This is a genomic window from Fundidesulfovibrio sp., assembly GCF_058402725.1.
This window is the reverse complement of record NZ_JBZVFJ010000106.1, coordinates 1-13,469: the sequence shown is the minus strand read 5'-3', so window position 1 is coordinate 13,469 and position 13,469 is coordinate 1. Positions and strand designations below refer to the sequence as shown.

At 68.6% G+C, this 13,469-nt stretch carries 12 protein-coding genes; 5 read left to right on the top strand and 7 right to left on the bottom strand.

Annotation, left to right across the window (positions count from 1 at the left end):
* The 7 genes from ACV4UX_RS13495 to ACV4UX_RS13465 form a co-directional block, all read right to left on the bottom strand.
* The coding region (locus ACV4UX_RS13495) for a flagellar cap protein FliD N-terminal domain-containing protein (RefSeq protein ID WP_491593800.1) at positions 1-352 on the bottom strand (352 nt) is incomplete at its 3' end.
* An 11-nt stretch (positions 353-363) separates the two neighbouring features.
* Positions 364-1,863, bottom strand: a complete 1,500-nt coding sequence (locus ACV4UX_RS13490) for a flagellin N-terminal helical domain-containing protein (protein ID WP_491593799.1) — start codon at positions 1,861-1,863, stop codon at positions 364-366.
* A gap of 9 nt (positions 1,864-1,872) precedes the next feature.
* The gene (gene flgK / locus ACV4UX_RS13485; protein WP_491593798.1) at positions 1,873-3,945 is read right to left on the bottom strand and encodes a flagellar hook-associated protein FlgK; all 2,073 of its coding nucleotides are present in this window, start codon (positions 3,943-3,945) and stop codon (positions 1,873-1,875) included.
* Between the two features lie 129 nt (positions 3,946-4,074).
* The gene (locus ACV4UX_RS13480) at positions 4,075-5,643 is read right to left on the bottom strand and encodes a flagellar hook protein FlgE (RefSeq protein WP_491593797.1); all 1,569 of its coding nucleotides are present in this window, start codon (positions 5,641-5,643) and stop codon (positions 4,075-4,077) included.
* A gap of 28 nt (positions 5,644-5,671) precedes the next feature.
* A complete protein-coding gene (locus tag ACV4UX_RS13475) occupies positions 5,672-6,346 on the bottom strand; it encodes a flagellar hook assembly protein FlgD (protein ID WP_491593796.1) in 675 nt (224 codons plus the stop codon).
* A 22-nt stretch (positions 6,347-6,368) separates the two neighbouring features.
* Positions 6,369-6,635, bottom strand: coding sequence for a zf-HC2 domain-containing protein (locus ACV4UX_RS13470; RefSeq protein ID WP_491593795.1), 267 nt, complete (start codon positions 6,633-6,635; stop codon positions 6,369-6,371).
* Positions 6,632-7,048: a sigma factor-like helix-turn-helix DNA-binding protein gene (locus ACV4UX_RS13465; protein WP_491593794.1), complete on the bottom strand. Its 417-nt coding sequence runs from the start codon at positions 7,046-7,048 to the stop codon at positions 6,632-6,634. The genes ACV4UX_RS13470 and ACV4UX_RS13465 overlap by 4 nt, the downstream gene beginning before the upstream one ends.
* Before the next feature lie 581 nt (positions 7,049-7,629).
* Here ACV4UX_RS13465 and ACV4UX_RS13460 point away from each other — a divergent pair.
* The 5 genes from ACV4UX_RS13460 to ACV4UX_RS13440 all read left to right on the top strand — a co-directional run bounded on the left by ACV4UX_RS13460 (position 7,630) and on the right by ACV4UX_RS13440 (position 13,410).
* Positions 7,630-8,244: a hypothetical protein gene (locus tag ACV4UX_RS13460; RefSeq protein WP_491593793.1), complete on the top strand. Its 615-nt coding sequence runs from the start codon at positions 7,630-7,632 to the stop codon at positions 8,242-8,244.
* A gap of 44 nt (positions 8,245-8,288) precedes the next feature.
* On the top strand, positions 8,289-9,305 hold the full coding sequence (locus tag ACV4UX_RS13455; RefSeq protein ID WP_491593792.1) for a DUF6599 family protein: 1,017 nt from the start codon (positions 8,289-8,291) through the stop codon (positions 9,303-9,305).
* A 19-nt stretch (positions 9,306-9,324) separates the two neighbouring features.
* Positions 9,325-10,341 carry a DUF362 domain-containing protein gene (locus ACV4UX_RS13450; RefSeq protein ID WP_491593791.1) on the top strand — a complete coding sequence of 339 codons (1,017 nt, stop codon included), beginning with the start codon at positions 9,325-9,327 and terminating at the stop codon, positions 10,339-10,341.
* A 3-nt stretch (positions 10,342-10,344) separates the two neighbouring features.
* A complete protein-coding gene (locus tag ACV4UX_RS13445) occupies positions 10,345-12,093 on the top strand; it encodes a 4Fe-4S binding protein (RefSeq protein ID WP_491593790.1) in 1,749 nt (582 codons plus the stop codon).
* 102 nt (positions 12,094-12,195) lie between these two features.
* Entirely contained in the window at positions 12,196-13,410 is a 1,215-nt protein-coding gene (locus tag ACV4UX_RS13440) for an aldo/keto reductase (RefSeq protein ID WP_491593789.1), read from the top strand.
* Positions 13,411-13,469: the final 59 nt, after the last annotated feature.

Genomic DNA, 13,469 nt, shown 5'->3' with positions numbered 1-13,469 from the left:
TCTGGGCCAGCTGGGAGACCGAGTACGTGTAGGTGCCGGTGTCGGCCGCGCCGGAGGCCGTGGCCGTGAGGGCGTCGGTGTTGGAGGCGGTGGCCGACTTCTGGAGGAACTCGTTGACGCTGTCCATGTCCTGAAGCGACGTGCGCAGGGAGAGCATGGCGGTGTTGAGCTCCTGCATGGCCGTCTTCTTGTTCTCCCAGGTGCTCTGCCAGGTCTGGTAGGTGGTGACGCGGGCCTGCTCCACGGCCACGAGCTGGGAGATGAGGGAATCGAAGTCCGTGCCGCTGCCCAGGCCGGTGAAGTAGATGCCGCCGGAGGTGCTGAGGCCCGAAGTGACGTCGCCGATGGCCATGGTGCGTCTCCTTAGATGTAGTCGAGCAGGCTCATGCTGATGATCTTGGACGAGGACGACAGCACCGAGGAGTAGGCGTACTGGTACTTGGCCAGCTCCAGCATGAGCGTGGAGAGGTCGGCGTCCTCCACGGCGGAGAGGCGCGTCTCGGCGTTGTCGCGCAGGATGTCCACGGTGTTCTGGGCGTATTCGAGGCGGTTCTCGCGCGCGCCCACGTCGGCGGCGCAGGTTTCCAGGTGGGCCTGGGAGGCCTCCAGGTCCTCAAGGCATTGGCCGATGCCGTCGGAGTTGTTGTTCTCCAGATAGCCGATGAGCTTGCCGATGGTCTCGAAGAGGTTCTTCTCCGGGTCCGAGGCGAAGACGGGCGAGGCGTTGGAGGCCCCGTCCGCCTGGTAGAGCCCGCCGAAGATGTCCTTGCCCACGTTGTTGATGACCACGGAGCCCGCAGGGGAGATCTCCACGCTGATGCGGGCCGTGTTGGGCACGATGGTGAACTGGTCGCCCGAGGCCAGGGTGTTGCCCGCGCCCGAGGCGATGTCCAGGAAGCCGCCGGGCACGGGGAGCCTGGCCCCGGAGGCGGTCTGTCCTTCCACCCAGCTCAGGCCGCCGTCCAGGCTGTAGGAGTAGCTGTAGGGTCCGGGGATGGAGGCGTTGGAGTCGAGGCGCACGGTCACGTTGGCCGAGAAGACCCCGTCGGCCGAGGCGTCCACCTGCCCGCTGCCGTAGGCGCGCACGGCGGCCCCGTCGCAGTCGTCCCCCAGGTAGACGGCGGTGGGCCTCACGAAGAGCGAGGTCCCGTCCGCGCCGTCGTTGGCCGTGGCGGTGAGGTTCGCCCCCGAGGCCAGGCGTACGGCGACGCCGCCCAGGTTCAGCGTGTCGGCCCCTGCGGCCAGGGTTCCCGTGGTCCAGGTGTCTCCGCCGTCGGTGGAGTAGCGGTAGCCGACGTCCGAAGCCCCGCCCACCGTGCCGCTTCCGGTGAACTGGACGGCGATGGAGTGTTCGCTCGCCCCGGTCACCTCCAGCACGGCGGCGTCGGTGAGCGCGGCGTCCTGCACGGTGGCGAAGAGGGCTTCACGGTAGGCCGCGCCGCCGGTCTTCTGGCCCGCGAAGAGGCTCTGGCCGGTCACGGAGGCGTTGGCCACGGTGATCATCTGCTCGAAGAGCTCGCGCACCTGCATGGCCACCTGTTCGCGGTTCTCGGCGGTCATGGTCTCGGTGGCGGCCTGTTCGGCCAGCCCATTGATGCTGGTCATGAGCGTGTTGGCTTCCAGGAGCGTGGAGTCGGCCTGGGCCAGCCATGTGTCGGCCACGCCGATGTTGGCGGAGTACTGGTCCATCCTGGCCATGATGGCGTCGAGGCTCCTGGCCTCCGCATATCCCGCCGGATCGTCCGACGGACGGTTGATGCGCTGCTGCGTGGCATTCTGCTCGTTGGCCTCCGCGAGGCGCGTGAGCGACGTGTTCATGTAGCGCAACGAATTGTTGTAGATCATGTTGGTGGAGATGCGCACGGCGTCCTCCTATTTGAGCGCGAGCACTGTCTCGAACATGGCTCCTGCCGTCTCGATGAGCTTGGCCGCCGCCTGGTAGTACTGCTGGTACTGCATGACGCGGGTGAGCTCCTCGTCGAGGTTCACGCCGGAGGTGGATTCCCATTGGGTGTCCAGGTCCTCCAGGAGCGTGGCGGCGTAGGTGGCCTGGGTGGAGGCCGCCGAGGCGTCGGAGCCGGTTTTCGCGGCCAGGGCGGTCATGAAGCCCTGGATGGTGTCGGAGGAGGTGCCCCCCGCCAGACGGAAGCCCAGGGTGGCGTCGGCCAGGGCCGAAAGGGCCAGGGCGGTGGTGTTGTCTCCGGAATTGACCTCCCCCGCGCCGTTGACGTGGGCCGTGCACAGCCGCGAGGGGTCCGAGGACACGGCGTCGGACACGGCGATGGAGCCCGCGTCCGTGCCGGACCAGAAGGTGTTGACGCCAAGCCCCGCCAGGAGCCCGGAGGAGTCTTCCGCGAACTGGAACTCCACGCCGTCGGCGGCCGCGATCTGGAGGCGTCCGTCCTGGATGGAGGCGGTGAGCTGGCCCGGATAGGTGGCGTTGAGGGCGTCGCGCACGTCCTCCAGGGAGTGCACGGAGGGATCGAAGGAAGACGTGCCCGGGGTGACGGAACTGAAGTCCAGGGCCGTGACCGACAGGTTTTCGCCGGTGTCGGCGTCGTAGAGGGCGATGGAGAGATTGCCGGACTCCAGGTAGTCCGCCCAGTGCAGTCCGCTCTGGTCCAGGGGGACCGAGGCGTTTTCCACGGCGTAGTCGCCCAGGACGGTGGAGAGGTTGGTGAGCCCCGCACCCTGGCTGTGGGCGCGGTTGGTGTTCCAGATGAGGCTTTCCGCGAAGGCGTCCAGGCTGTCCTGGTAGGAGCCCAGGTACTCGTCGCGCAGGGTGAAGAGCGCCGCAAGGGAGCCGCCGCTCAGGCGGTTGGCCGCGTCGTTGCCCGCCAGGGGCGTCACGTTCACCTCTCCGCCCGTGGCCGTCACCCAGGAGACGCCTGTCTTGGGCATCACGTCCCACTTGTCCCCGGCGGCGATGTTCGTTGCGGGGGCGGCGTCCTCGTCCCCCTGGGTCCCGAACCAGAGGGACACGCCGTCCACCACGGCCTTGTGGTCCGAGTCCCCGGCCGTGAAGGTGGCCGTGGCCCCGGACTCGTCCGTGACCCAGGTCCTGCCGCCGTCCAGGGAGACCTTGAACGTGGCCGCCGTGGCCCCGCCGGAGCAGTCGCCGCCGGTGACGAACTCGATGGTCAGCTCGTTGGAGGAGGAGCCCTCGAAGTAGAGCTTGCCGTCGAAGGACGATCCGGCCGTGAGCGCCGCCGTGCTCGAGGGGCCATTCACCCGGAAGGAGTAGGCGGCCGCGCCGTCCACCAGGGTCTGGCCCTCGGCGGTGGTCACGCGCGCCTGACCGTCGTCCTGGGTGTCCACCTTGATGTCCACGTAGCCCGCCAGCTCGCGCAGGAGCTGGTCGCGCTGGTCCAGCAGGCCGCTGGCCTCGTCGCTGGAGGCGATGGCCTTGTTGTAGGCCGCCAGCTGGTCCAGGATGGAGTTGACGCTCTTCACCTGGCTGGCGATGGCGTCCTCGGTGGAGGAGGCCATGGCGGCGAGGCTTTCGTCCATGTCGGCCAGGGTGGCGGCCAGGGACTGGGCGGTGGAGATGGCCTCGGTGCGCGTGGCGGAGTCCGAGGGGTTGGCGGCCAGGCTGGAGAGCGTGTCCCAGTAGGCGTCCAACAGCGTGGAGATGCCGGAGCCGGTGGAGTCGTTGAAGAGCGACTGCACCTGGGAGAGGTTGTCCGAGAGGGTTTCGGCGTAGGAGCTGGCGGATGTCTGGTCCAGGCGGCGGCGCTCCAGGAAGGAGTCCAGGGCGCGCACGATGCCCTGGATGGAGGCCCCGATGCCCAGCCGCGAGGTGGAGACCGTGTCCTCGGTGAAGTTCACCACACGGCGCACGTAGCCCCCGGTGGAAGCGTTGGCGATGTTGCCGCCGTGGACGTTCAGGGCCACCTGGAAGTTGGAGAGGGCCGATTGGCCGATGCTCAGCAGGGAATCCGACATGGCTTTGCTCCTCGCCCGCCCGCGCCTAGCGTTGCGTCCGCGTGATCCGTTCAACCGGATGCAATGCACAACAGCATGAAACCATTGATTTTATTTTGAAAACATTTTCATGTGTTTCAAAACGAGACACTAGCGCTTGAGCTGGATGACTTCCTGAAGCATGGAGTCCACGGTGCTGATCACCTTGGCGTTGGCCTGGAAGCCGCGCTGGTAGCTGATCATGTTCACCATCTCGGTGGCCGTATCCACGTTGGACTGTTCGAGCTTGCCCGAGGCGATGGAGCCCAGGCCCGCGCTCCCTGCGGTGCCCACGCGGGGTTCGCCGGAATCCAGGGTCTTGCTGTAGAGGTTGCTGCCCTCGCGCTTGAGCCCCTGGAGGTTGGTGAAGTCGGCCAGGGCCACCACGAAGAGGTTCTTGGTCTGGTTGTTGGAATAGGTTCCGGTGACCACGCCCTCGGAATCGATGGCGATGCTCTGGAGGAATCCCGAGGCGTAGCCGTCCTGGTCCTCGTCGTTGATGCTGAAGGAGCTGGACCAGCTGGTGGTGGTGGTGTCGTCGGCCTCGGCACCGTCCAGAACGGGCAGGTTGTCGAAGTCCGTGCCCACAAGAGAGGCGTTGGCCACGCCGCCGCTCCATCCGCCGCCCGTGGTGGTGCTGCGTATCCCCAGGTCCAGCTTGACGGGCGAGGCGCTGGACGAGGTGGCGGTGCTGGCGTTGGAGGCGGAGGTGAAGTTGGCGGTGAAGAGGGGGTAGCCGTCCTCGGAGAATGAGGCGGGCGTCCAGTTGGTGAGATCCTTCATGTCGCCGCTGGCCCCGCTGGAGAGGGTGAAGGCGCTCATGCTGGAGACGGTCCCCGAGGAATCGAAGGTGATGGTGCCCGTCATGAGGATGCCTGCGGCGGAGGTGGCCCCCACGGAGGTTCCGTTGATGGTGCGGCCGTCTTGCGTGGGGTCGCAGGCCACCACGTATTCCCAGACGTTCTTGCCCGAGGAGTTGCTGGCCTTGTCGTAGTAGACGGTGACGTCGTGGGCCGTGCCGGCCTCGTCGTAGACCTTGATGGTGGCCTGGTAGGAATAGCTCAGGTCCGAGAGGGCGGTGTCGGCCTGGCCCTTCCAGGACTTGAAGAGGGCGAAGAAGGGGTCGGTGGAGTCGGTGGTCTTCTCGGTGGCGGAGCTGTTGAGGTTGGTGACCATGCGCAGCTTGGTGGTGGCCTGGGGGGCCAGTTGGAAGCTGGTGAGGCGGATGTCGCCCAGGGCTCCGATGTTGGAGACCTGGCCCGTGGTGGTGTCGGTGTAGGCCTTCCAGCCCTGGCAGACGTAGCCGTTGGGGTCCACGAGGTAGCCGCTCTTGTCGAAGGAGAAGTTGCCCGCGCGGGTGTAGTAGGTGGAGCCGGTGGTGGGGTTGTTCACCAGGAAGAAGCCGTTGCCGCTGATGGCCATGTCCGTGGAGGAACTGGAATCGAGGAACGCACCTTGGGAGAAGTCCCCGTAGATGCTGGCGATTCCCGCCCCAAGGCCCACCTGGCCGAAGGTGTTCCCGGCGGTGACGTTGGAATAGAAGAAATCCTCGAACTGGATGCTGGAGCGTTTGAAGCCCATGGTGCTCGTGTTGGCCAGGTTGTTGCCCACCACGGACATGGCCTGGCTGTGGATGCCCAGCCCCGAGACCCCCGTGTACATCGCTGACATGAGTGACATGGCGTTTCTCCTTGTCCCGGGGTGCGGTTCAGGCGTCGGTGTCCACGACGCTGGTCACGTTGGCCAGGGCCACTTCGCGGCCGTCCTTGAGGGAGAGCATCACCGTGCCGCTGGAGACGGAAACGCCGCTCACCAACCCGGAGATCACGGTGGAGGCCACCAGGTCGTTGCCGTCGGCGTCGGTTCCGGCGATGGCCAGGGTGTAGGTTCCGTCGTCCACGGTCTCGCCGTCGTCGTCCTTGCCGTCCCACTGGAAGTCGTGTTCGCCCGAGGTCTGGTCCCCGATGGTCACGGTGCGCACCACGGAGCCGTCCTCGTCGTAGATGTAGGCCTTGAGCCCGGTGGCTTCGGAATCCAGGGTGTAGGTGGCCGAGGAGGCCTTTCCGTCCTCCACCGAAAGCGTGGAGCCCTGGGCCATCACGGTCTTGCCGATGTAGGAGACCGCCCCGGTGGCCGTCTGGACGTTCACGGCCGCCAGGGTGGAGGTGAGGGTCTCGTTCATGTTGGTCATCTGTTCCAGGATGGAGAACTGGGTGAGCTGGCCGATCATCTCGGCGGGGTCGGTGGAGTTGAAGGGGTCCTGGTTCTCCAGTTGGGCCACGAGGATGGCCAGGAAATCGTCCTTGCCCATGGAAGAGGAGGCGGTGGACGACGTGGAGGAGGTCTTGATGCTGTTCAGGTACGAGGTGGTGTCGACGTACATGGTCTAGCTCCCGATGGTTCGATCAGTGGAGAAGGGCCGGGGACGGCAGGCGCTGTCCGTCGGGGACGCGGGGCGGCGTGGCCCCGGCCTGCGGGACCAGCGCCTTTGCGGCGCGCAGGCTGGCGCGACCTGGGTCCAGAGGCTCCAGGGCCAGGAGGAAGAGCAGTTCCTCCAGGGCTTTGCGGCACCTGGCGCAGGCCTTCAGGTGCAGGCCCAGTCGCGCCCCCTCTGCGGCAGTGAGCGCTCCGTCCAGGCAGGCGGCCAGGGTGACGGGTCCGGGGCAGTTCACGACGCGGCCCCGGTCTGGCGGCAGTCACTGCCAAGGCGCAGGGAGAGCCATTCGGCGTGGAACACCTCCATGGCCTGCCACTGGAGCGCGCGCACCTCGTCCTGGGAGACGCCCAGCATCCCGGCGGCCTGGGCCAGGGTGCAGCCTTCGCCGTAGAGCAGGCGCAGCACGCACTTCTGGGAAGGGGTCAGGCGCTCTTCAAGGCAGCGCAGATGGTCTTCCGCCCCGGAGATGTCCACGTTCATGGCCAGGAACAGTTCGGCCACTGTGGAGCGCCAGTAGTTGGCGTTACGCACGTAGTTCATGGTCACCTCGCGGGTGAGCACAACGATGCATGTCTGTACAGAGCAGCGTTCCATTCCGTCGTATAACGTCGGCCTGGCGATCTCCTTGCGCAGCCTTTCGACAATCATCTTCCTGACGCGGTCCTCATCGACTGCTGTATGTCCCTTGACGTGTCTGGAAAGGCACATGGCGACAACTTTCTTGATCATTGTCCAAGAGTCATCAGCGGATGATCCTCCAACCATGAAGACCTTCTCCAGAAGTTCGACGCCTTGCTTGTCCACTCCGTTTCGCATGGCACTTCCTCTCTGTTCGTTGATCCTGAGTGCTCCGTGCGAGGGCGTTGAACAGCGCTGCGTTCATCGGCCCTCGCCAGGAGATACGGAGCCGAGAGCGGAAACATCCACGCGGGGGGTAAAGTTTTTTGAAAGAGTGCCGACGGCCGGGGCAGACGAGGGCCGCCGCCCGGTCCGGACTGGCCTGCGCCCGGCGCATGGCCGGGAGGACGGCGGCGTCCGTGAACGCGTTGGGCAAAGACGCGGGCGCCATGGTCCGCATGCCTGTCCGGCCAGGAGCGAACCGCCCGGCGATCCAGAAGAAATGACGTGCGCGAAGCTTCGTGACGCGAAGCGGATTTCCCTTGCCGGGGACCGGGCGCTCGCATAGGAGAACCTTCAGGGTCGTCAAACGTCAGCCCTCGGAGGACCGCATGCCCCCGGCGCTTCGTCTCCTCGCTCCCCTGGCGCTCCTGGCCTGCCTCGCCCTGCCCGCCCTGGCCCAAAGCCCCCAGGCCAAGGCCTGGCGCGACGCCCAGGACCTCACGCCCTACACCCCGCCCGAAGCCTTCCTCACCGGCGCGTTCCTGGCCGACGAGATGCAGCCAGCCTTCCTCTTCGCCTCGGTGCGGGATTTCGCGGCGTCGCTCAAATGCCCCACGGCCTGGCTCATCGAGAAGAGCGAGAAGGAGCGCATCGCCCGCCCCGCCGCGCCCGACGCCCCGGCCGAGTACAGCCTCTGGCTGGAAGCCGACTGCCCCGACGGCGCGGCCTACTTCGTCTTCACCGACCAGAGCGCCATGACCCCCGCCCAGTGGATCGCCTGGCGCAAGCGCTTCCACGGCTCCAAGGCCGAGGGCTCCTACGGCCAGACCAAGGGCCAGCTAGAAAAGGCCCAGGCCGACGGCATGCGCGTGGGCGGCGAACTGCGTTTCATCGTCAAGGGGGGCGAGCTCCTGGTGGGCAGGACGCCCGAGGCCGTGCTGACGGGCGAACTGGCCGTGAAGCCCGGCTACGACCTCAAGAAAGGCCAGAAGGCGGCTCCGTGAGCCGGACCGGCAACCTCGCCCCGGTTGCCCGGACGGTGTGAGCCGTGGCCCGCGCCCGCGTCCGGTCCAACCCGGCCCGCACCCGCGTCGGCCTGGCCATCCTGGCGGCCCTGGCGCTCTTCGCCGCGTGGGTGGGGATGCGCCAGGCCCGGTTCAACCCGGCAGTGGTCGCGGCGCTGGAGCATCCCTTCAAGCCGGGGCAGTCGGTCCAGAACGCCCAGGCCGCCACGGCCACGGCCCGCTACCTGGAAGACCTCCCCGGCTTCGTCGCCCTCTCGCCCGTGGAGGGCTACGACGCCCAGACCCTCTCGGACCGCATCGACGGCAAGGCCGAACTGTACCTGGCCTCCGGTTTCTCGGAGATGGCCTGCCGGGCCTTCGAGGCCGGGGACTCCGCGGGCTCCCGGGTGGAGGCCTTCGTCTACGCCATGGAGAGCCCCAAGGACGCTTTCGCCGTGTTCAGCGGCCAGCGCAGGCCCGGCGCGGACGCCCTCTCCCTGGCCGAGAACGCCTACGCCACGCCCAACGCCCTCTTTTTCGCCTCGGGCAGCCACTACGTGGAGCTGGTGGCCGAGAGCGGCTCCCCCGAGTTGCGCCCGGCCCTGGAGGCCATGGCCCAGGCCCTGCTGGCCGCCTTGCCCGCAGCGCAGCCCGCCGGTGCCTCCGAAGCGGCCCTTTTCCCCGCCGAGGGCCTGCGCGCCGGGACCGTCCGCCTGGCCGTCTCCGACGCGCTGGGCATGGAGGGTCTGCAAAACGTCTACACCGCCGAGTACGCCCTGCCCTCTGGCGAGGCCTCGGCCTTCCTGGCCGTGCGCGCCACGCCCGAGGAGGCCCGGGTCCAGGCCCAGGCCTATGCGGACTTTCTCCAGGCCGCCGGATTCGCCCCGGCCCCTTCGCCTCAAGGCCTGGGCGACGCCCGGGTGATGGCTTTCGACGCCATGGTCCAGGTGGTCATCGTTCGCGGACGCGTCCTGGCGGGCGTGCACGACGCCTCGGGGTCCGCCCCGGCCCTGGATCTGGCCGCCCGGCTGGACCGGGCGCTCGCGGAGAAGACACCGTGAACGCCCTGCGGGAGCAGCCATGAACGAAATCGACGATCACCCTCTGGGACTGGGCCTGAAGCGCCGCGATTTCCTGCGCCGCGCGGCCAGGGCCTCGGCCCTTGCCGCCGGGGCCTGCGGCCTGGGGCTGGCCCTCTACGACCCCCACGGCCCCCCGGCCCAGCCCGAGGTGCAGGCCCTGACCGGTCTGGGCGACTTCTCCCGCAAGGAAGCCCCTCCCGGCGCGCCACGCATGGCCCTGGTGCGCGGAACCGACCGCGCGGCCATGTTCGAGGCCGGGGTGCGCGCCCTGGGCGGCATGGAGGCCTTCGTCCGCCCGGGAGACTCCGTGCTCGTGAAGGTGAACGCGGCCTTCGCATCCCCTGCGGCCCTGGGGGCCACCACCCATCCCGAACTCCTGGCCGCCGTGATCCGGGCCTGCAAGGGGGCCGGAGCCTCCCGAGTGGCCGTTACCGACAACCCCATCAACAACCCCGAAAGCTGCTTCGAGATCACCGGACTGGCCGGGGCAGCCCGGCAACAGGGCGCGGCCCTGGTGATCCCCCGCGCCCAGCTTTTCGCCCCTGCCACCCTGCCGGGCGGACGGCTCATCCGGGACTGGCCCGTGCTGGCCGGGGCCTTCAAGGGCGTGAACAAGGTCATCGCCCTGGCCCCCGTGAAGGACCACGCCCGCGCCGGGGCCTCCATGCTGCTCAAGAACGCCTACGGGCTGCTGGGCGGGCGGCGCAACGTCTTCCACCAGGACATCAACGGCATCATTGCGGAGCTGGCCCTGCTGGCGCGCCCCACGCTCTCGGTGCTGGACGGGGTCGTCTCCATGATGGCCAACGGCCCCACGGGCGGATCCCTCTCGGATCTCAAGGCCACGGGCACGCTCGTGGTCACCACCGATCCCGTGGCCGCCGACGCCTTCGGCGCGGAACTCCTGGGGCGCACCCTGGACGACGTGCCCTACATCCGCATGGCCCAGGCCGCCGGGGCGGGCACGGCAGACTACCGGTCGCTCGATCCCGTGCGTCTGGACGCGGGAGCCTAGACCATGCGTCTGGTGATCGTGCGCCGCATCTGCCAGGGTTTTTTCCTGGTCCTGTTCCTCTGGTTCTGCACGGCCGCCACCGTGGGCGCGCAGTGGTGGCAGCTGCGCGGCTGGCCCATCGACTGGTTCCTGGCCGCAGACCCGCTCACGGCCCTGACCACGATCCTCTCCACGGGACGCCTCGCGCCGGGGCTCTTCTGGGCCGTGGGCACGGTGGTGCTCACGGCGTTCCTGGGGCGCTTCTTCTGCGGCTTCGTCTGCCCCATGGGCACGCTCAACCAGATGGCCGGGTGGGCCGGAAACCTGGGCCGCACCCGGCAGGAGCGCTCGGCAGCCAACGCCCGCCACCGGCTCCAGGGCTTCAAGCACCTCGCGCTGGCCTTCTTCCTGGCCTGCGCGGCCCTGGGCAGCGCGCAGGCGGGGCTCCTGGACCCGCTCCCCCTGCTCCACCGCTCGGTGAATCTGGCCGTGCTCCCCCTGGCCGACGCCCCCACCCTGGCCCTCTCCGACGAGCCACGGCTCTACGAATCGGCCTGGCTCCTGGGGGGCGTGCTGCTGGCCGTCCTGGGCCTCAACCTGCTCAGGCCGCGTTTCTTCTGCCGCTTCCTCTGCCCCCTGGGGGCGCTCTTCGCGCTGCTCTCCCGCTTCACGCCCTGGCGCATCGGCAAGCGCGAGGCCGGGAAATGCGGCGACTGCCGCCTCTGCGAGGAGCGCTGCGAGGGCGCGTGCAACCCCTCCGGCGAGATCGTCCACGGCGAATGCGTGCTCTGCCTCAACTGCCTGGAGGCCTGCCCCAGCGGGCGCATGGGCTTCGCGCCGGAGCCCTCGGCATCGGGGGAGCGCCACCTCCCGGCCATCTCCCGCCGGGGCGTGCTCACGGCGGCCGCCGCCGGTGCCGTGGCCGCGCCGCTGTGGGGAGTTGGCGCGCTGGCCGGTCCCGCGCGCGACGCCTCGCTGCTGCGCCCGCCCGGCGCCCTGGACGAGGAGCGCTTCCTGGCCCGCTGCATCCGTTGCGGCCAGTGCATGCGGGTGTGCCCCTCCAACATCGTGCAGCCCGCCCTGCTCCAGGCTGGCGTCCAGGGCCTGTGGACCCCCGCCCTGAACTTCCGCATGGGCCGCAGCGGCTGCCAGCCCAACTGCATCGCCTGCGGCAACGCCTGCCCCACCGCCGCCGTGCGCCCCCTGACCCTGGACGAAAAGCATGGAGTCGGCGACTTCCTGGATCGAGGCCCCGTGCGCCTGGGCACGGCCTTCGTGGACCGCTCCCGCTGCCTGCCCTGGGCCATGGACCGCCCCTGCATCGTCTGCCAGGAGGTCTGCCCCGTGAGCCCAAAGGCCATCCACACGCGCGTCGTCTTCGAGCCCGTCCGCGACGGACGCCTGCCCGCGGCGCGCCTGACGGGCGAAACCCTGGACCTGGCCGCCGCCCCGCCCAAGGGGCTCAACCTGGCCGGAGGCGACCATGCCGTGCGCCCGGCCGGGCGCCCCGAGGCCCAGCCCCGGCGCATTCTGGGCCAGTCCGGCGGCAGGCTCACGCTGGAGAAGCCCGGGCGGGGCCCGGGAGCATGGCAGGAGCTGGCCCCGGGCGAGCGCGTGGAGATCGTGGCGCGCCTGCAACGCCCCCACGTGGACCCGGCGCGCTGCATCGGCTGCGGCATGTGCGAGCACGACTGCCCTGTCTCGGGCCTGCGGGCCATCCGCGTCACCAGCGAGAACGAGTCGCGCTCGCGCGCGGGGAAGATGACCGTGTAAGACCTTTGCCTTTGCATTCCTTCCCAGGATGGAGCATGGAATAACCGACGAACGCGGGCGGAAACACAGCACGCCCGCGCCCTAGGCGAGGAGGAACGCGCCATGGACGAAAAGAATCAGGACACCGGCCTTTCCCGACGCAATTTCCTGAAAACCGCCGGAGCAGCCGGTCTGGCCGCCGGGCTCATGCCCGCCGGAGTCTCGGCCCAGAGCGCCGCGCCGCAGGCAGGGACCATGCCCCGGCGCAAACTGGGCAAGACCGGGGTGGACGTGTCCGTGTTGAGCCTGGGGGGCATGTTCGACACGGTGAACAACCAACTCCTGCTCAAGCAGGCCCACACATGGGGCGTCACCTACTGGGACACCGCCGAGGGCTACGGGGGCGGGCTCTCCGAGGAGGGCATGGGCCGCTACTTCAGCCGCAACCCCGGCGCGCGCAAGGACATCTTCCTGGTCACCAAGTTCTCGCCCAAGGGAGGCGGCCAGGACAACACCGCCCGCCTGGAGGCCTCCCTCAAGCGCCTCCAGACCGACTTCGTCGACCTTTTCTTCGTCCACGCCATCTCCTCTGTGGACGACATGACGCCCTTCAAGGACTGGGCGAAGGCCATGAAAGCCGCAGGAAAGATGAAGTATTTCGGGTTCAGCACGCACACCAACATGGAAGACTGCCTGCTGGGCGCGGCCAGGCTGGACTGGATCGACGCCACCATGATCACCTACAACTACCGGCTCATGCACACGCCCAAGATGCGCGAGGCCCTGGACGCCTGCGCCAAGGCGGGCATCGGCATGGTGGCCATGAAGACCCAGGGCGGCGGCCCGGTGAAGACCGACTCCGAGGCCGAACTCAAGCTGGCCGGGCGCTTCCTGGAGAAGGGCTTCACCGACAAGCAGGCCCGGCTCAAGGCCGTATGGGAGGAGCCGCTCATCGCCTCCATCTGCTCCCAGATGCCCAGCCTGACCATCCTCTCGGCCAACGTGGCCTGCGCGCGCGACCGCACCTCCCTGGCCCGCGAGGACGTGGACGTGTTCGTCAAACTGGCCCACGCCACCAAGGACAACTATTGCGCGGGCTGCGGCGCCATCTGCCAGGGAGCCGTGGACGGCCTGGTGCCCGTGAACGACGTGATGCGCTGCCTCATGTACTACCGCGACTACGGCGACCGCGACCTGGCCCGCGAGGTGTTCGCCTCCCTGCCCGAGGAGACCCGGGCGCGCCTGCTGGCCGTGGACTACTCCACGGCCGAACGGGCCTGCCCCCAGGGCCTGGCCATCGCCCAGCTCATGCGCGAGGCCAGCAGCCTGCTGGCCTAGCAGTCTGTTAATGGGATGGACCCGCCCCCCTTGGAGGCATACGACCTCCGGGTGAGCTA

Coding starts and splice junctions, on each gene's coding strand:
- ACV4UX_RS13445 (WP_491593790.1), top strand. CDS start 10,345: ATGCGTCTGGTGATCGTGCGCCGCATCTGCCAGGGTTTTTTCCTGGTC.
- ACV4UX_RS13475 (WP_491593796.1), bottom strand. CDS start 6,346: ATGTACGTCGACACCACCTCGTACCTGAACAGCATCAAGACCTCCTCC.
- ACV4UX_RS13450 (WP_491593791.1), top strand. CDS start 9,325: ATGAACGAAATCGACGATCACCCTCTGGGACTGGGCCTGAAGCGCCGC.
- ACV4UX_RS13440 (WP_491593789.1), top strand. CDS start 12,196: ATGGACGAAAAGAATCAGGACACCGGCCTTTCCCGACGCAATTTCCTG.
- ACV4UX_RS13460 (WP_491593793.1), top strand. CDS start 7,630: ATGCCCCCGGCGCTTCGTCTCCTCGCTCCCCTGGCGCTCCTGGCCTGC.
- ACV4UX_RS13465 (WP_491593794.1), bottom strand. CDS start 7,048: ATGATTGTCGAAAGGCTGCGCAAGGAGATCGCCAGGCCGACGTTATAC.
- ACV4UX_RS13480 (WP_491593797.1), bottom strand. CDS start 5,643: ATGTCACTCATGTCAGCGATGTACACGGGGGTCTCGGGGCTGGGCATC.
- flgK (WP_491593798.1), bottom strand. CDS start 3,945: ATGTCGGATTCCCTGCTGAGCATCGGCCAATCGGCCCTCTCCAACTTC.